General features: G+C 61.9%; 16 protein-coding genes. 6 read left to right on the forward strand and 10 right to left on the reverse strand.

The window, feature by feature from the left end:
• The 3 genes from QZ650_RS08310 to QZ650_RS08320 all read right to left on the reverse strand — a co-directional run.
• A partial coding sequence (locus QZ650_RS08310) for a PAS domain-containing protein (RefSeq protein WP_292522488.1) occupies nt 1-1,677 on the reverse strand: 1,677 nt, incomplete at its 3' end.
• Between the two features lie 74 nt (nt 1,678-1,751).
• Nucleotides 1,752-2,639 carry an AAA family ATPase gene (locus tag QZ650_RS08315; protein WP_292517722.1) on the reverse strand — a complete coding sequence of 296 codons (888 nt, stop codon included), beginning with the start codon at nt 2,637-2,639 and terminating at the stop codon, nt 1,752-1,754.
• Nucleotides 2,640-2,956: 317 nt separating this feature from the next.
• Entirely contained in the window at nt 2,957-3,613 is a 657-nt protein-coding gene (locus QZ650_RS08320) for a M48 family metalloprotease (RefSeq protein ID WP_292517725.1), read from the reverse strand.
• A gap of 382 nt (nt 3,614-3,995) precedes the next feature.
• Here QZ650_RS08320 and QZ650_RS08325 point away from each other — a divergent pair, with 382 nt between their 5' ends.
• Together QZ650_RS08325 and ade are read left to right on the forward strand one after the other, a co-directional pair.
• On the forward strand, nt 3,996-4,355 hold the full coding sequence (locus tag QZ650_RS08325) for a hypothetical protein (RefSeq protein WP_292517728.1): 360 nt from the start codon (nt 3,996-3,998) through the stop codon (nt 4,353-4,355).
• Complete coding sequence (gene ade, locus QZ650_RS08330) at nt 4,355-6,010, forward strand: adenine deaminase (RefSeq protein WP_292518086.1); 1,656 nt, start codon at nt 4,355-4,357, stop codon at nt 6,008-6,010. Before QZ650_RS08325 ends, ade begins: the two co-directional genes overlap by 1 nt.
• A 3-nt stretch (nt 6,011-6,013) precedes the next feature.
• Here ade and QZ650_RS08335 read toward each other — a convergent pair whose 3' ends face one another.
• From QZ650_RS08335 to QZ650_RS08345, 3 genes are all read right to left on the reverse strand, one after another.
• On the reverse strand, nt 6,014-6,880 hold the full coding sequence (locus QZ650_RS08335) for a DMT family transporter (RefSeq protein ID WP_292517731.1): 867 nt from the start codon (nt 6,878-6,880) through the stop codon (nt 6,014-6,016).
• Nucleotides 6,881-7,070: 190 nt separating this feature from the next.
• A complete protein-coding gene (locus QZ650_RS08340) occupies nt 7,071-7,820 on the reverse strand; it encodes a heparan-alpha-glucosaminide N-acetyltransferase (protein ID WP_292517734.1) in 750 nt (249 codons plus the stop codon).
• A 7-nt stretch (nt 7,821-7,827) separates the two neighbouring features.
• Nucleotides 7,828-7,986, reverse strand: a complete 159-nt coding sequence (locus QZ650_RS08345) for a hypothetical protein (RefSeq protein ID WP_292517737.1) — start codon at nt 7,984-7,986, stop codon at nt 7,828-7,830.
• A 134-nt stretch (nt 7,987-8,120) separates the two neighbouring features.
• Here QZ650_RS08345 and QZ650_RS08350 point away from each other — a divergent pair, with 134 nt between their 5' ends.
• Nucleotides 8,121-8,978 (forward strand): methanogenesis marker 8 protein, encoded by an 858-nt coding sequence (locus QZ650_RS08350; RefSeq protein ID WP_292517740.1) that lies wholly within the window; start codon nt 8,121-8,123, stop codon nt 8,976-8,978.
• A gap of 4 nt (nt 8,979-8,982) precedes the next feature.
• On the opposite strand, the gene QZ650_RS08355 is transcribed toward QZ650_RS08350, so the two are convergent.
• From QZ650_RS08355 to QZ650_RS08365, 3 genes are read right to left on the reverse strand one after another with little or no spacing between them, the layout of a single operon-like run.
• Entirely contained in the window at nt 8,983-9,678 is a 696-nt protein-coding gene (locus QZ650_RS08355; RefSeq protein WP_292517743.1) for an HAD family hydrolase, read from the reverse strand.
• Entirely contained in the window at nt 9,642-10,649 is a 1,008-nt protein-coding gene (locus QZ650_RS08360; protein ID WP_292517746.1) for a hypothetical protein, read from the reverse strand. The genes QZ650_RS08355 and QZ650_RS08360 overlap by 37 nt, the downstream gene beginning before the upstream one ends.
• A complete protein-coding gene (locus QZ650_RS08365) occupies nt 10,646-11,158 on the reverse strand; it encodes a hypothetical protein (protein WP_292522489.1) in 513 nt (170 codons plus the stop codon). The genes QZ650_RS08360 and QZ650_RS08365 overlap by 4 nt, the downstream gene beginning before the upstream one ends.
• A gap of 306 nt (nt 11,159-11,464) precedes the next feature.
• Between QZ650_RS08365 and QZ650_RS08370 the strand changes: the two genes are divergently transcribed.
• Both QZ650_RS08370 and QZ650_RS08375 read left to right on the forward strand, forming a co-directional pair.
• The gene (locus tag QZ650_RS08370; RefSeq protein ID WP_292517753.1) at nt 11,465-12,070 is read left to right on the forward strand and encodes a helix-turn-helix domain-containing protein; all 606 of its coding nucleotides are present in this window, start codon (nt 11,465-11,467) and stop codon (nt 12,068-12,070) included.
• A gap of 121 nt (nt 12,071-12,191) precedes the next feature.
• Entirely contained in the window at nt 12,192-12,899 is a 708-nt protein-coding gene (locus QZ650_RS08375; RefSeq protein ID WP_292517756.1) for a queuosine precursor transporter, read from the forward strand.
• 506 nt (nt 12,900-13,405) lie between these two features.
• Here QZ650_RS08375 and QZ650_RS08380 read toward each other — a convergent pair.
• A complete protein-coding gene (locus QZ650_RS08380; RefSeq protein WP_292517759.1) occupies nt 13,406-13,861 on the reverse strand; it encodes a hypothetical protein in 456 nt (151 codons plus the stop codon).
• A gap of 18 nt (nt 13,862-13,879) precedes the next feature.
• Between QZ650_RS08380 and QZ650_RS08385 the strand changes: the two genes are divergently transcribed.
• Nucleotides 13,880-17,311 carry a HEAT repeat domain-containing protein gene (locus QZ650_RS08385; RefSeq protein WP_292517762.1) on the forward strand — a complete coding sequence of 1,144 codons (3,432 nt, stop codon included), beginning with the start codon at nt 13,880-13,882 and terminating at the stop codon, nt 17,309-17,311.
• The last annotated feature ends 203 nt before the right edge of the window (nt 17,312-17,514 follow it).

Raw genomic sequence — 17,514 nt, forward strand, 5'->3', positions numbered from 1 at the left:
CTTCTCTGTCTCCTCTTTCTTCTCCTGCAGATCGGTCCAGTCGTTCCAGACGTAGAAGGCCATCTCGATCTCGCCCTTCTCGTCGAGGATGGGGATGGCGTTTAAGGTGAGGTACTTCTTCACGCCGTCGGGCCACCGGACCATGACATCGGTTCGTGCCGGCTTCTTCGTCTCGTAACAGGCGTAGAAGTGGTCGCCGTTGATGACCGTGATGTCGTAATCGTAGAGTTTCTTTGCAAGGGTCTCTTCGCGGGTGCCGCGCCACATCCTGGCATACTCGTCATTGATGTCGATCCGGCTCTTGTCCGGGCGAAGCGTCGCGATCGCAAGCGGGTTCTGCTTGATCATCGTGTCGACGCGGTGTTCGACCTTCTCTGTCTCCTCTTTCTTCTCCTGCAGATCGGTCCAGTCGTTCCAGACGTAGAAGGCCATCTCGATCTCGCCCTTCTCGTCGAGGATGGGGATGGCGTTTAAGGTGAGGTACTTCTTCACGCCGTCGGGCCACCTGACCATGACATCGGTTCGTGCCCGTTTCTTCGTCTCATAGCAGGCGTAGAAGTGCTCGCCATTGATGACTGTGATGTCGTAATCGTAGAGTTTCTTTGCAAGGGTCTCTTCCCGGGTTCCCCGCCACATCCTGGCATACTCGTCGTTGATATCAATCCGGCTCTTATCAGCGCGAAGCGTCGCGATCGCGAGCGGATTCTGCTTGATCATCGTATCGATGCGATACTGCATCCGCCGGATCTCGTCCTCCTCCTTGCGCTTCTCGGTGACGTCGTTGTAGACGATCAGGATCCCCGTCAACTCATTCTTCTCGTTTGTGAGCGGGATCCCGTGCTGCTCCAGAGTGTAGGTGCCGGTGGGGAACTCAACCGTCACCTCGCAGTCGGCCCGGACTTTCCTGGTGAGCACCTCTTTGATCCCGTCTCCGTTCTGGGCGAGAACTTTGAAGTCCCGCAGGGTCATCGTGGTAATACGCGACCGGTCGATGCCGGTCATCTGGAAGTATGCTTCGTTGGCCGTGAGGATCTTCATTGCGGTATCGACGACCAGGATGGGCATCGGGTTCTTCTGGACGATGGTGTCGGACTGCCGCTGCAGTTCGGCAATGTTCTCCATCTGAGCCTTGATCTCTTCCTCTCCCTCACGTTGCTGGGTGACGTCGTTGTAGACAATGAGGATGCTCTCGACTGCGTTCTCCTCACCGATGAGTGGTATACCATATTGCTCAAGCGTATGGGTTCCCGAGGGGAGTTCAACGACGATTTCTGCAAACACCCGTTTCTTCTCCCGGACCGCCTGCCGGAGGCCTGACCCCTTCTGCGAAATGAGCTTGAAGTCCGAGAGTCTCCGGCTGGACACCTGGCTCTGCGGAATCCCGCTCATCTTTGTATACGCTGTGTTTGCAGTCGTAATCCTGAATTCTGGGTCGACGACCAGAATGGGCATCGGGTTTTCCTGTATAATCGTCTCGAACCGCTGCTGGAGGGCTCCCGCTGTTTCCAGCTGGCTCTGGAGATCCCGCTTTTCCTCTTGCTTTTTGTCGAGCAGCGCGTTGATCGAGACTGCCAGGGGCCTGAATTCCTCCGGAACCCCGGCAAGGTTGATCCGTGCAGAATCGTCGCCGTTGAGACCTGCATGGAGTGCAGCCTCGATCGTTTCGGGCAGTACCACCGGCCCCTGCTCCTGTCCTGTCGTACCCGGCACAATCGGCCCGGTAAATAGTGCTTTTCTTCCAGGTCTATCGGTCATAATGACACATCCTCATTACGCTTCCCGTCCAGTTCAAGAAGCGCAGTTGTTATTGTCCGGTACTCCCTGCCGGCGTCGGTCTCGGGCGCGTAGTGGGAGATCGGCAGCCCATGCTGTTGTGTCTCGTAGATGGCAGGCGAGTATGGGACCATGAATACCTGCTTGAACGCTTTCCTGACCTCGGACTCAAACATCTTCAGCCGTTCCCCCTCCTTCTCATCCTCTGCGGAGGGACCGGGTGAGAAGATCCTCTTCAGGAAGAGTGCAAGGCCGCCTGCGCCAGCTGCCCGGCCATCCGAACCCTTCCAGCGGGTCAGGATGGCGAAGTCTGCGGTGACGTTCTCCCCGAGCATCTCCCTGATGTCGCAGAAGACCGTTGACAGGGCTTCCATGCCTTTGAGGGCGAAGGTGCCGGGGTCAAGGGTGACAATGGTGTGGTCTGCGGCGACCAGACCATTGATGACGAACTGGCCCATGCTTGGGGGCGTATCGATCAGGATGAAATCGTAGGTATCCCTCACCCGGGTGAGTGCCTCCTTGAGCAGCCCTGCCCTGTCATCGATGCTGTAGAGGTAGGGCTCAACCCCAACGAGATCCAGGGTTGCCGGAGCAAGGTCGATTCCTGATGTCGTGGGGACGATCACATCGTTGATCACGATATCGGGAAAGCCTTCAAATGCACTCATGAAGACATCGTACATGCTCACGTTAAGGGTCTCGGGGTTGATCCCGAGCCCCGCGGTGGCGTTGGCCTGCGGGTCGCAGTCTACTACAAGAACACGTTTTCCATTCTTCTGGAGGTACCCTGCAATGTTGAGGCACGATGTTGTCTTTCCGGTGCCACCTTTGTGGTGGGCAAACGCTACAGTTGTGATATCCAGCACCCCTCAATACTTTCTTGGTAATAGGGGTTATTAAACCTATTTTTATTCTATTGGGCACATGTGAGCAGTGTTCTGCATTTGGGTGATTCAGGGGACCACAATTAACGATCCGGCCTGGGTGTGGTGCGTAAAACCCCGGCATCCTGAATAGTGAAGAGAGAGCGCCGACTGTTTATCCCGTGATGGTGAAGGGAACGGAGCGAGAAGATCCCGGCCTTCAGGCCGGGGTGTTCACCTTCAGTCAGGCTCCCGTGTATGACTGAAGAACAGGGAGGGATTACTGTCCGGCGGTAGAGTATGGGAACCCGGTCCCCGGATCAGGCTTTTGAATCCCTGACTCTTTGTACACGCTCGGAGATGGATGGCCGGCAGTCGGGCTCCGGGCGGAGGAGACCGGAGATTACCCGCGAGAGACCTCCACGCCTCCTGCGGCTTGAGGCCAATCTCCCGGCTACCAGGTCGGAGAGAAGGTTTTGAAGGAGAGTACCGGGGTCCCGGATCCGGTAGCAGCGCCTCATCGCCTCGGTTGCATACCGATCGGCGGTGAACTCCTCGTCGCACATGCGGCGATAGTAGGCCCGGTAACTGAAGAAGACGGTCAGGAGGATGACGGCGATGGAGACGATCTTTGCGGCGGGCAGGAGCCCCGGAAACAGCGCGTCGATGGAAGGGAGGTGGAGGAGAAGAAGGTACGGGAGGATCGGGAGAGCCAGGAGAAAAGAGAGGAGGGTGGAGCCCTTCCTGATATGCCCCTCTTCGTGGAGCAGCACGAACCGGAGCATATCGTCGCTTGCCCGGGAGAGGTGCCTGTCATAGAATCCACGCCGGTAGCGGATGCAGTTGAGTGCCGGATACGCTCGCATGGAGAGCGTGAGGGGGCACGGAACCAGCCTCCTCTCACGGCCGATCAGCCCTTTCTCCTGGAGTTCCCGGAATATCCGATGCAGGCGGGAGTTCCCGTTGGTCCTGTTCATTCGAGCACATATATTTTCAAGAATATATATTAAAGGTTTTCATAAATTCTGTAACTCGACTTTTCGTATTTTACTGCTTTTTCACAGGATGATGCGGATTCAAGGGTCCCCAGAGCCCGTGACTGCAGGATGCTTCTCCCGCACCGTCCCGGGCGGGAGTGAAGGAATCTGGTTCCCAACGGTTGCCCGCCCTCTGCCCCGGGGTGGTGCCCCTGGCAACGAAAGGGAACAAGAAATCCATGTTGCCCGTTTTTTTCACAATGTTTTAATATTAGCAACCAAAATTGTGAATGAACAGTGGAGGTGAATCTGTGGTACCGAGGGGTTTGCCTGGCCCCCGCTTGCGTCGACGTGGCATACAGGCCTCCGGTCCTCTGAACCAATGTCCAGCAGATATGTGGTTTTTCTAATACTGACTTTAGTCGTCCTCATCGGGGCTTCGGGTTGCCTCTCTACAGCATTCGGGGAGATTGCCTATGACGGCGACGCCCTGCAACTCCATGTGGAGAACTCCGCCGGAGCCGTTAAGGATGCTGTGCTCCAGGTAACGATCATGGAGGTGGGTGCGCTTGAACAGCACGAGGTCTTTTCTGAAGCACGGTATATCAACCTTGATGTGGGAAACAACGCATACACAGTCCCGGTTGACCTGGAGTCCGGTTCGTACAAACTCTTCCTGACCATATTCGTCGGCAACGAGCGGCGAACATCCATTATCCGCGACCTCGAGGTGGCAGCCTGATCCCGGCTGGACTCGCCGCGGCCCGGGGGCTTGAACCGGCGGACGCTGTCTTCTCCGGGGCCGCGGTCTTCAACCCGTTCGCGTGTACCTGGGAGCGCGTTGACTTCGCGGTGAAGAACGGGTACGTCGTCGGCTTCGGCGGCTACCAGGGGAAGCGGGAGTACGACCTTGCGGGGACCTATGTGGTGCCCGGTCTGATCGATGCCCACGTCCATATCGAGAGTTCGCTCCTCGCGCCGGCGGAGTACGCCCGGCTCGTCCTTGCCCGCGGCACAACGACGGTGATCGCCGACCCCCACGAGATCGCGAACGTCTGCGGGGCGCCGGGGATCGAGTATATGCTTGCCGAGGGAGCCGGGACGCCGCTTGATATCCTGGTCATGCTCCCCTCCTGTGTCCCGGCAACGCCCCTCGATATGGGCGGCGCCCGGCTCACCGCCGGCGACCTCGCCCGATTCCGGGGCCGGAAAGGGGTCATCGGGCTTGCCGAGGTAATGAATGTCCCCGGCGTCCTTGCCGGCGACGAAGATCTCCGGGCGAAGATGGACCTCTTCTCCGTGATCGACGGTCACGCGCCGTTCCTCAACGGCAAGGACCTGAACGCCTACATCTATGCGGGGGTCCAGAGTGACCACGAATGCACGACACTTTCCGAGGCAAGGGAGAAACTCCTCCGGGGAATGTACATCCTGATCCGTGAAGGCTCGACGGAGAGAAACCTCCGGGACCTCCTGCCGCTCGTGAATGCCTGCACGGCGTCACGGTGCTGCTTTGCGACCGACGACCGGCATGCCGATATGCTTGCCGGGGAGGGGCATATCGACGACTGTGTCCGCAAAGCAGTCGCGTCCGGCCTTGAGATCGAACTGGCGCTCCGGATGGCCACGCTCTCGGCTGCCGGGCGGTTCGGGCTCCACGACCGGGGCGCCCTCGCCCCCGGGAGGCTCGCCGACTTCTGTGTCATCGACGATCCCGATCGGTTCGAGGTCAGGCGGACGTTCAAGCGCGGCATCGAGGTGGTCGACGCCGGCTACCGCCAACCTGCCTGCCCTGCGGCCCCCCTGCACGTCCGCGTCCCGGAACCCCGCGATATCCGCCTCACCGGCCGGGGAGATGCGCGGGTGATCGGGATCGTGCCCGGCCAGATCACGACCCGGGACCTGCGCTGCCCGGTGGACGCCGCCGATATCCCGGATACCGGCCGCGACATCCTCAAAGCTGTCGTCACCGACCGCTACCGGGCAGGGGGTTCCGGTGTCGGGCTCGTCCACGGCTTCGGCCTGCAGGAGGGAGCGATTGCCGGGTCGGTCTCCCATGACTCCCATAACATCGTGGCCACCGGGGTCGGTGACGCCGATATCATCCGGGCCATCGGCGAGGTGGCCCGGCTCGGCGGGGGGCTCGCCGTCGTCTCCGGTGATGACGTGACCGTGCTCCCTCTCGAGTGCGGCGGGCTGATGTCGGCTCTCCCCCACGACGAGGTCGTGCGGCGGCTCGCAGCCCTTGAAGAGCACGCCCGGCGACTCGGGGCGGTCGAGAACCCCTTCATGTATCTCTCGTTCCTCGCCCTGACCGTCATCCCCGATCTGCGGGTCACGGAACGGGGGGTCTTTGACGTCGGGATATTCTCGGACGTCCTGCTCTTCTGCGAGTGAGGGTCACCAGAGGGCGGCGGAGGCCGCCCCGGCGACCATCACGATCGACCCGAGGGTTCTGGCCCACGAATGTCCTTCACCAAGGATGACGACCCCGTACATGGCGGTGAAGAGGACGCTCAACCGTTTCACGGCGATGACGTAACTGGCAATCTGCAGGGAGAACGCCAGGTTCGTGCTGATGGCGCTGAGCGCAAGGGCTGCACCGAGGAGGAGAAACAGCCGGGAGTGCCGCCTGACGGTTCTCACGGGGCCGCCTCCCCGGGCCAGGGAGGCCGCAAGGAGAGCGCTCCCCGTCATCAGGAAGATGATCCCCACGCCGAAGTACGGGTCGGAGTTGAGCAGGACCACCTTCTCATAACTCAGGCTGATGCTGAAGAGAAACGCCACGATGAGCATGGAGCGGATACCGTTGGTATGCGCTATCCTCCGGATCGGGTCGAGCGGCTCTTCGATGCTCTTTGACGTGGCATTCAGGACGTACGACCCGGCTACGGTGCAGAGGATGCCGGCGACGCCGATGGTCGATGGGGTTTCGCCGAGGATGACATAGGATGTGACGATGAGAAAGGCCGGAGTGAACGAGATCATGGGGATCGTGAGCGAGAGGTCCGTCCGCCTCAATACCCTGAAGTACAGGGCTGCAGCCAGTATGTTGATTGTCGCGGCGATCAACGCAGCTGGGAGGAAACCGGATCCCAGATCCGGGAACTCCCGGACTGCTGAAGCCGGGAGGAGCATGGCTGCTGCAATCAGGAATGTCCCTGAAGCAAGGATGTACGGATCAACGCCGTCACCCTGCTGCTTGAGAAGGGTATAGTAGGCTGCCTCGAAGATCGCGCCCGCTACGGCGAATACGATCCAGAGCATGCGGGGGGCTGCTACCCCGCGGCTTCTATTTAGTATTTGCGCTAATTTCCTGGAGGGAGAATTTCTGCCTCCCGCAAGGGGGATGCCCCCTGCTGCGGAGACCCGGGAGTTGCAGGTCTTGTTTTGTGTTACAGCATGTTCTGTCTAACGGCTTTCCATCGCGTATCGCCACGCACCTGACTCCTTTCCCTCACCACAACCTCGCCATCGTCCCCGGCGCGAGGAGCGCGATCACGAGGAGGATGAGGGGCTGGTGCAGGAAGTAGATGAGGAGCGAATGCCGGCCGAGAAACTCGAGCGGCGCTGAAAACGCCGGCCTCGCCGCCGGGAGCGCGAACCCCCGCCGTCCACCGGGGTAGAAGAGCGACCCGCAGGCCATCCCGGCGAGGACGAGCCCGAACCAGGGGAGGAGCGGCACGTAATCGAGGCTCGCAAAGGACTCCGGGTGGATGCCGAGCCAGAGAAGAGGCCACGGGCCCGGGACGGCGTTCGTGGCGTAGCCGGCGATGAGGCAGGCGATGCTCGCGATGATGAGGTTTTGTGCGCTGAACCGCGCAAAGAGCGGCGCGAGCAGGATGGCGATCCCGATGAAGTGCAGGATGCCGAAGACGATGTAGACGGACGGCAGGAAGAGCCAGGTGACGGCGGTGATGACGAGGCCATAGCCGAATATTGTGAGGCCGCGTCGGACGTACTTGAGCGTGAGATCCCGCCCGGCGAGCCGCTCTGAAGCCCGGGCATAACTGATGGTGAAGGAGAGGCCGACGAGGAAGATGAACGTCGATGCGGTCAGGTAGGCAAGCATCCGGAGGAGCCCGCCGGAGACGTTGAGCGGCAGCACCCCGAAGAAGTTGAGGTCGAAGGCGGAGTGAAAGAGGATCATCGTCACGACGGCGATGCCCCGGGCGACGTCGATCTCCCGGTAACGCTCTCCCGGCATGGTCCTGTCAGAAGAGCCTTCGCCGGACGGGGGCGCCGCAGGCGGGGCAGGTCTTTGTATCGGTGATCTCCCTCTCCTGCTCCTCAGTGGGCTCGTTGTACATCCGCGAGAACCCGCACTGGCGGCTGCACTCGATGACGACGAACGGGCTACAGATCCTGCCCATGCCCCTTCACCCCGTCTTCCTGCTGCAGGTACATCATCCCTCTACATTCAGAAAGGATATCTGATAAGTATTTACCCGGAGCCGGAGGGGACTATTAATCCGTGCCACCCACATAACACTACGGGATCGAGCCTATGAGCGACCGTGACGAACATATCATAGAGGCCGCCGGCAGGTGCCGGGTCGTGGTCCAGAACGGCCGGGTGGTCGAGGTCGGGACGCCGCAGATACAGGACTGCCCATTGGCACGGCGGTTTGCCTGCCCGGTCACCGAGATGACGCCTGAGGCCATACGCGAGAACATTGAAGGGAGGATCCGGTCCTTCGGGATGTGCACGCCGGAGCGCGAAGTCCTTGCCGGGCCAGACTTCGTCATCTTCGGGGCGTCGGAACTCCTGAGCAGCGCCGTCCGCCGGGGGGACCTCGACGCCGCGGTGATTGCCTCTGACGGGGCCGGGACGCTGGTTGCAGCGAACCCCGCTCTCATCCAGGGGATCGGCGGCCGGATGTCTGGACTCGTGAAAACCAGCCCGATCCCCGGGGTGATCGCACGGATCGAGGAGAACGGGGGAGCGGTCCTTGACCCGGAGACCGCCGCGATCGACCAGGCAGCCGGCGTCGCCCTGGCGAGATCGCTCGGGCACCGGCGGATCGCCGTGACCACCGCCGTTGCCGCCGAGGCGGCGGCTATCCGGGAGCGGTTCCCGGAGACCGTCATCGTCGCCGTCCACACGACCGGGATCTCGCGGGAAGACGCGGCCGTGATGGCCGGCGCGGCCGATCTCCTCACCGCCTGCGCGTCGCAGCATATCCGTGATGAGGCGGCGAAGGCTGCCCTCCTGCAGGCGGGGACATCGATCCCGGTCTTCGCGATGACCCGGGCGGGAAAAGCAATCATCCTCGGAAAGGTCGCGGAGACCGACCAGCTGGTCGTCGTCCACGGAGCACGCCTCCCGGTATCGGGGTCCCGGTCGCCCTCGCCGCTCTGCTGACGTCCTACCGGTCCGGAATGCCCACGTGGCCCGGGAGTTCGGCGAACTCGCGAAGGATGATATCAGCCTCCACATCTGTCGGCCGGCCCGGCCGCCAGTCGCCGTAGGCGGCAAACGCGGTCACCATACCAAGGTGTCTCCCGGGAGCGATGTCGCGGACCAGGCTGTCGCCGACCATCACTGCTTTCGCAGGGGGCGTATCGAGGTGCCGGAGGGCGTAAAGAAGAGAGTCCGGTTCCGGTTTCCGCTTCCCCGAGACCTCCGGGGTTACCACGACATCGAAGTAGTCGATGAGTCCGGTCTTCGTGAGCCGCCGGCGTGCCTGAAACGACTCCGCGTCGGTGACGACCGCGAGCCCGATCCCGGCGTCCCTGAGACTCCGGAGCGTCTTCTCGACGCCCGGGTATGCCTCGACGCGGTCGAGTTTCACGTCCTCGTAGGTGCGGCAGCAGACCTCGAACGTCCTCTGCTCGCGCACCCCGAGTCCGTCAAGGTAGTCGCGTATGTTCGCATGATCCTCAAACCCGTGGACGCCGCGGAGAAACTGCGCAAAGAGCGCCTCCGGGTCTCCGGCGCCGAGGTAGTCGACGACGCACCGGCACGCCTCGCGCTTGGCTCCGACAAGGTCAAAGAGGGTGTTGTCCATGTCGCAGAGGACTGCCTCTACCGTTCTATGCTGAGTTTCTGGAGTTGTCTGCATATTGTTAGTTCCCTTGTGAAGTCCCGGCAGGTCTCGTCGTCCAGATAACGCACCTTCAGTTCGTCGAGATCGTTGCCCTTCCCGCCGTACTCCCCGAAGACGGCAAAACCGTTGCAGCCTATGAACCCGAAGACGGTGGCCAGGTTGAAGAGTAGCCGCCGGAATCCCTGCGCCGTGCAGGTTGTCGTCTCCAGTCTGTATGGGCGGTCAAAGTAGAAGTACTCGAGCCCCTCGGCCATACAGAGGTCCGCCATGTAGATATCGGCGGTCAGGAGAACCGGGAGGGCATACCGCTCCTCCTCGAATTTCCTGAGCGCCCTGACAATATTACGGTCATTCTCCTCGGTCAGGTGGGTGTGAGGGCCCGGCGACGCGATCTCCGTCGCCCGGTCGCGGATGGTCCGGTACTCTTTCAGGGCAAGGTATGCCGCTTTCCGGGACCGTTTCATCCGCTTGTTCTCGAGTTCTCCGATGAACTCCCGCGAGCCCGGTGCACGCGCTGTCATCTCCTCGATCATCTTTGCCGGGTACTTGCGGTTGATCGCATACGCGAGCTCGTCGCGGACGGTATCGACGATCAGGTAGGAGGTATGATTGATCCCCGGGTTGTTCGATGCAAAGCCGTGGTAGAAGAGGTTCGTATCGAGGCCGAAGAAGACGGCCTTCTTGAGCTGCCCGTACGATACGAGCATCGAGTCAAAGGCGGCCTGATTGGCGTAGCGGGCGACCCCGCTTGCGAGCATGCATTCCAGGAAGTCGGCGTAATTGGGGAGCTCGGCGGCGATCGGCTCGTACCCGGCGAGCCAGCCCTGGAAGGTCTCGCGCGACGCAGGCAGTTCCAGTGAATAGCCGGTCCCTTCGGGGCGTGCGACCAGGAGATCCCCCTCGTAGAGCGGGTATGTGATGCGGACCTCATCGAGGCTGTTTAAGAGAACCTGCAGTTCATTCTCCCTGATGACCGTATCGTTCATGGTCTTGCCCTCGCGTCCTCCATGATGTCGCGGATTCTCTGGAGCTGGTGCGGGATCATCATATACGGCTTTGCGACGTCATCAGTCGTCTTCATGGCGAGGTAGTAGATGTGCCGGAGGTCAAGCCCCGCGAGCGAGACCGCAATGAGCGCCCCGGCGACCGTGACCTTCCTCCCGGAGGTGATATCGATCGCCACACGAAACCCCTGCCCGATAAGATCGTTCGCAAGCGAGCGGATCGTCTGCCCGGCCCGTACAAAGTCCGCTTCAGGCACGACCTCCGTCCCGATTGCCGGGATGAACCCATACCCTTCCGAGATTATACGGATTGCCTCGGCTGCGGTCGATGCACTCATTGCGTAGGGTTCCTCGGTAACGATAGAGACCCGTTGGGGGCGCAACCCCTTCTCCCGCAGGACTGCATGATAAGCGTTGACGAGAGCCCATGTTGAGCGTCCCAGAAGTGTGATGTAGGCATCGCCGGGGGCGGGTGGTATAGGAGGAATCACTGCTCAAGACTCACCCTGATGCTATATAGGCTTTGTTGGGGGTCTCGCCTCGCGATGGGGTGTCATAGCCGGTAACCCGGGCGATATCCTTCCTCCTTTCAGCAGGATTTGGGTGATCCTGGCGTATCTGAATGCAGCATCCGCCGCGATGCCTGATCCTGGCGGCGTTTCACCTCTGGCGTGCTCAAAATATGCCTTTAGCGCGAAAGAAATGGCTAAATCTCGAAAAATATTTGGTAAATCTTTTATGATCAACTCCCCCACTGTGGTACAGGAGCGCGAATCCACCCCGGAGAGGATTGATTCATGGAGACGAGAAATACGCGATTGCAGACACCTGCAGATATCTGGGGACTGGCGGACCCGGATCAGCAGAGGAAAGCCCGTCAGGATGCTATTGATGATGGGGATCTGATCGAGATCACCCGGATGGGAAGGGACATAGGCATCACCTATCCCCTCGCAGTCTCGGCACGTGCCGCGCAGAGCATGGTGCCGTTCCCGAATATTCCGCAGGAGACCGTTACGGAGAATTTATGGGATACCCTTCATGCGTTCAGGGATAAAGCCCGTATGACGACCGAGAAGGAGTTCGAGTTCCAGACGAGCCTTTACCTGAACGGCCTTGTTCCCACCCTCATCTTCAAGGCCACGGTCTCCCCGGGAGATGACGGCGAGCCGGTCATCACCATCATGTTGCCGGACGAGGACTGGGAGACGATCGGGTGCGGGTGTCATCATAGCACTGGCGATCGCATGCTCACCGTTGACGACGTCGCCTCGACCCTGAACTTCACCCCCGGCCGGATCCGGGAGTTCATCCGCGAGGAGCGGATCCCGGCGGTCAAGTGCGGGGGGTCCTGGCGGATCAAACGTTCAGAACTTGAGCGAATTATGAACGAAGGCTTTTAAACGGCTGTTTTACTCCGGCCGCATGCCGATGGGCGGGTGTTAATAGGGTGACCGGGAATACCCACCTCCACTTTTCGGGAGGAGGGCTCCCACGCCGATACCGTCTGTCTGGATATACTGGGTGATCAGTCTCACCATTGCGACGTATGCGGGAGCTGCCGTCGTCAGGCGGTTTCCCGGGTATGGATTTGCCACCCTGACCGGCCTGTATGTCATCTACCTCGGCGCCTCGCAGATCATCGCAGCCCGGATTGTCGAGTTCGATCTCGGCATCATGGTGCTCATTGCGCCTGCATCTGTATTCATCTACCCGTTTATTGCGCAGGCGATCGATATGATCAACGAGGTCTACGGGAGATCGATGACCCGGGTTGCCATCCTTACCGCCCTTCTCTCGCAGGTCCTCCTTGCCATCCTGATCGCCATGACAAACACCCTTACCCCGGCGCCGGTCTTCCGGTTCGAGGCGGCGTGGCAGAGCATCTTTACCCAGGGGTTGTGGATCATCCTCGCGTCATGGGTAGCGTTCCTGGTCAGCCAGAGTTTCGACTCCTACATCTTCGACCGGCTGAAGCGCGCTTACCCGGACCGGATCGTTCTCCGGAGCGCCTTCTCCGACGTCGCCGACCTGACGCTCGACAGCGTCATCTTTGTGGTCATCGCCTTCTCTACTACCGGTCTCCCCCTCCTCCCCCTGATCATCGGACAGGTCGTCAGCAAGGGCATCATCGGGCTCCTCGACACACCCTGGTTTGTAGTATACAAGCGATACCTGGATGCCGGCGTGCCCGTGCAGATCCGGAGTGAAAGTGGCGGAAGCGGAAAATAATTTCCCGAAACAGGTAGTACTTAAAATATTTCTTATTTACTGGTCAAGGAAAACAAACATTTTTATTTTTTGGGCATAAAGTTCTCATAATGTGCATCAAAACCCCACGAGAATTCCCAGATGACCACTTCGCTGATTCTATCACCGGAATCAATGATCTGGCGGCAGATCAGTTGGATCGTGCGGGTGGGTGTGTGCCCGGGTTGATTGATAAGTGCGCGCCTTTTGGGATGTTACGTGCCCCGGTGTGTGTGATCGTTGTGGTCACATGCCTTTCCTCCCTCCTATCCTGTGGAGGGGTGTCTGGTGTACCGGCGTTCTCAACCATTGAAACTATATGTCCCATTGTTTGTCTTCCCGGGCTCTTCGGGCCGAACGGATCTTCGTTTCTCAGACACTGGACGAAGAAGTGGACCGAAGAGAACAACAAGGAGGATACTGCTGATGACCGGGATACCTCACGGTCGGATCCGGATGTGTCTCTGGAAGAGATACCTGGCACGAACTCATTGGACGAGCATATCTGGCTCGACGGTGAGACGAAGCTCTTTGATAAACTTGAAATGATTCCCGAGGCCCTCCGGCAGTACGATGATCTCGTCTCTGGTGAGAGGGGGGCCGCACTCCCTCTCACCGGCAAACGGGACGATGCCGGGAAGCCTGCTGCCTATTCTCCCGAACGCGGTCCGGCTGACAGTATACCCGACGAGCCTGATGCCTCTCAGGGACTTCCCCTGGATGGCCTGCCCACCCCCCAATTCGAGTCTCCCGGTGATGAAGATGTTGCAATAATCCCTGGACTTGATGATCGGGACGATAAACCGTCTCCAGAACCTGCCGAAGATGAATTCTGCTGGTTTGAGGATGCATACGATCCAACCGGGGATGTATCCGATCTGCCAGAGGATGTGTCCGGCCCTGCTGACGTAACAACTGATGCTGTCCCCTCTCTCTCTCTCCATGAGAACAGGCCGATAGAGTTGCTCATCGCCGATATCGGCAGCGACGATGCCGACCTTCGCGAACGTGCCATACATGCCGTCGCGGAGCGCGGAGACGACGCCGTGGCTCCCCTGGTCCGGGCCCTTGCTCTTGCGGACGAGGGGAGGCGGTGGTGCGTCGCCGAAGCCCTGGCCCTGATCGGTGAAGGTGCAATCCCTGCCCTGGTTGCCGCCCTCGGGGACGATGCGACGCAGGCCGGGGCTGCTGCCACCCTCGTGCGCATCGGCGGGCCTGCCGTGCCTTCACTCATCGCAGCACTTGCCGGCGGCGAGGGTGAGGTGCAGTTCGGCGCCCTCTACGCGCTCCGGGAGATCGGCGATGCAGCGGTCCCCTCCCTTGTTGGGGCTCTTGACTCCCCTGATGCGACTATCCGGAAACCTGCCGCAATGATCCTTCGGGAACTCGGCTGGGAACCGCCTGATGAAGCCGGGGCGATCCGGTACCTCATCGCCGGCGAGGCGTGGCTTGATGTGGCGGAGTATGGCGAGGCCGCTGTCGACCCCCTCATCCGCATCCTGCGGTCTTCGGATAGGAAAACGTGGTGGCATGCCGCCCGGACCCTCGGGGAGATCGGGGAGGCTGCAGTCGCTCCCCTGACCGGGCTGCTGCACGATGGGGACCGGGAGATTCGGTCGCTTGTGGTCATGGCGCTCGGGGAGATCGGGTCCCCCGCGGTCGACCCGCTCATCCGGCTGCTCGATGATCCCGCCATCCGGGATACGGCGGCGGCCGCCCTGGTAAAGATCGGGGAGCCGGCGGCTGAGGAGTGTGTCCGGGCATTGGACACCGCGGATGAGGAGACGCTCGCGGCGCTCTGCGAGATCCTCTCTGCCCTCGGGGAGGCGGCGGTCCCGCCCCTGATCCAGGCGCTGACCTCCGACCGGTCCCGGGCCCATGCTGCCGGCATCCTTGATGGGATGGGCTGGGAGCCCTGGAACGAGACCGAGCGGGTGTGGTACCTGATTGCCCGGGAGGAGTGGACGGAACTCGCCCTGATGGGCGTGCCGGCCGTCGACCCCCTGATCCGGACGCTCAATGGCGACGACAACCGCATACGCAGTGAGGCTGCAGCAACCCTCGGCGAGATCGGTCATCCTCTCGCCGTAGGGCCGCTTGTCGATATCCTTGCCGACAACATTGTTGCCCCGGCGGCTGTGGACGCCCTTGTTGCCATAGGCAGACCGGCGATAACCCCGGTTCTTGCGCTGCTCGATGGAGGGGCGGATGCCGCCCGGGAGAACGCCGTCGAGGTCCTGGGCAGGCTCGGGGCGGCTGAAGCGGTACCGGCCATCGTCGACCTCGTCAGGAGCGGCGGCGACCGTCTCCATCGGAAGGCCGCCGACGCCCTGGTCAGCATCGGTGCGCCTGCGGTGATGCCCCTCATTCCCCTCCTCGGCGAGGACGGTGACGGGCACGCGGGGGCGGTGACTGCGCTCATCCGGATCGGCGAGGCTGCACTGGAGCCGCTTGTTGATGTGCTTGATGATGAGAACCCGCGGACCCGCATGGGGGCGGCTCTGGTCCTGAAGAAACTTGGCTGGGTTCCCACAGGGGTGAAAGAGCAGGCCGTATACCTGGTTGCGCTGCAGCAGTGGCAGGAGGTCGTGGATCTCGGGCCCGCTGCTGTCGATTCCCTGGCGGCGCGGCTCGCCGACCCGGATACGGGTGTGCGGGGGGGTGTAGCGGAGTCGCTTGCCCGGATGGGGGCTCCTGCGGTCCCCCACCTGGTCCGCCTGCTGGGCGAGGAGGCTCGCTCTGGTCCCGCAGGCGATACGCTGGTCCGGATCGGGGAGGCGGCCGTCGAACCGCTGGTCCGCGCCCTGGACGAGGAAGGGCTCTGGCAGGCAGCCGCCGCGGTCCTGGTCCGGATCGGGGCTCCTGCCGCCGGCGCGCTCGTCCCCGTCCTCGGCCGCCCGGATCTCGGGCCGGTCGCGGCGAATGCCCTGGCAGCGATGGGGGAGTCCTCCGTCAACGTGCTGGTTCTCGCGCTCGGGAACGGCGATGCCCTGATCCGGCAGAAGGCCGGGGATGTGCTTATCGGCCTTGGGGATATGGTCATCGGCCCGCTCATCGAGGCGCTGGGGCACCCGGACGACACGCTCCGCCTGGAGGCGATCGACATCCTCACCCGGATCGGGAAACCGGCCGTCGCCAGCCTTACGGAGGCACTTGGAGACGAGCGTTATCCGGTGCGGCTGGGCGCGGCGGAGGTCCTCGGGCGGGTCGGATGGGTGCCGGAGACCGAGGGTGAGACCGTTCGCTACCTGATAGCAAAGGAGCAGTGGGCCTCTGTTGCGAAGGTCGGTCCCGCGGCGGTCGAACTGCTGATCCGGGCGCTCGACGACCCTGACAGCACAATCCAGATGGGTGCGGCCCGGGCGCTCGGCATGATCGGGGTGCCTGCGGTCAGGCGGCTGATCGATGAGCTCCGCACCGAGCAGGAGGGCGGGCAGAGAAAGGCGGTCGAGGCGCTCAAGATGATCGGGGAAGCGGCGATCGTCCCGCTCATCGATGCCCTCCAGGACCGTGACTGGCATATCCGTCTGGGCGCTGCCCGGGCGCTCGTCGGCATCGGGGACCCGGCTGTCGAACCGCTGGTCCGGGCTCTTCGCGGCGGCTCTCCGGCTGTCCAGATGGGAGCGGCCGCAACCCTCGGCAAGATCGGAAATCCGGGCGCAATCGATCCGCTCACGGAGACGCTCCTCTCCGGGGACTGGCGCGTGGGCCGTGTTGTCGTGCGGGCGCTCGGCATGATGGGCGAGCCGGCGGTCGTCCCGCTCCTCTCGGTCCTTGAGGAGGGGGGAGATACGGCCCGGAAGGGCGCGGTGACGGCCCTCGTGCTGATCGGCGAGCCGGCGTCCCGCCTGCTCCCCGGCGCACTCACGGGCGGGCATTTCCGCGTCCGTGCCGGGGCTGCGGATGCCCTCGACCGCCTGGGCTGGTCGCCGGCCCCCGGGGAGGAGACGGCCGTCTACCTGATCGCGAAGGAGCGGTGGAGCGACCTTGTCCCGCTGGGTCCGGTTGCGGTCGGGCCGCTGGTCGCGGTCCTGAACGACCGCGACGACAGCATCAGGCGCCGGGCGGCGAAGGTCCTCGGCGAGGTGCGTGACCCGCGTGCGGTCCCGGCGCTCATACCCCTCCTCCACGATGACTACTACAGTATCCGGCGGGAAGCCGCGGCTGCCCTCGTCACGATCGGGGCCCCGGCCATGGATGCGGTTGTATCCGCGCTCGGCGACCCGGACGGTGATGTCAGGAAACGTGCGGCGGACGTGCTCTCTGAGATCGGGGATGCACGGGCGGTCGAGGCTCTCAGGGATCTTCTCAACGACGAGGACTGGTACGTCCGGAGGGCTGCGGAGGATGCGGTGGAGCGGATCCGGGAGCGGGCCGGCGGCGAGTCGGGATGATGGGCGGACCTTTGTCGCCAATCTGACCGAAAGTAGGTTCTTCCTCGTAGCTCCATTCGAAGACCTCTGGTCTTCTTAAACCCCAGCCTTCACACTTTCTTCGAACTACGTTCTGAATTGCCAGTGAGCCCGATAGAGCGGGCCGCGGGGATATCCGGTGGAAAACCGTGCATGGGTTTTGTGCGATTGAAAGGAGTTCGAAC

It is taken from the genome of Methanoculleus sp., from assembly GCF_020696975.1.
Taxonomy (GTDB): domain Archaea; phylum Halobacteriota; class Methanomicrobia; order Methanomicrobiales; family Methanoculleaceae; genus Methanoculleus.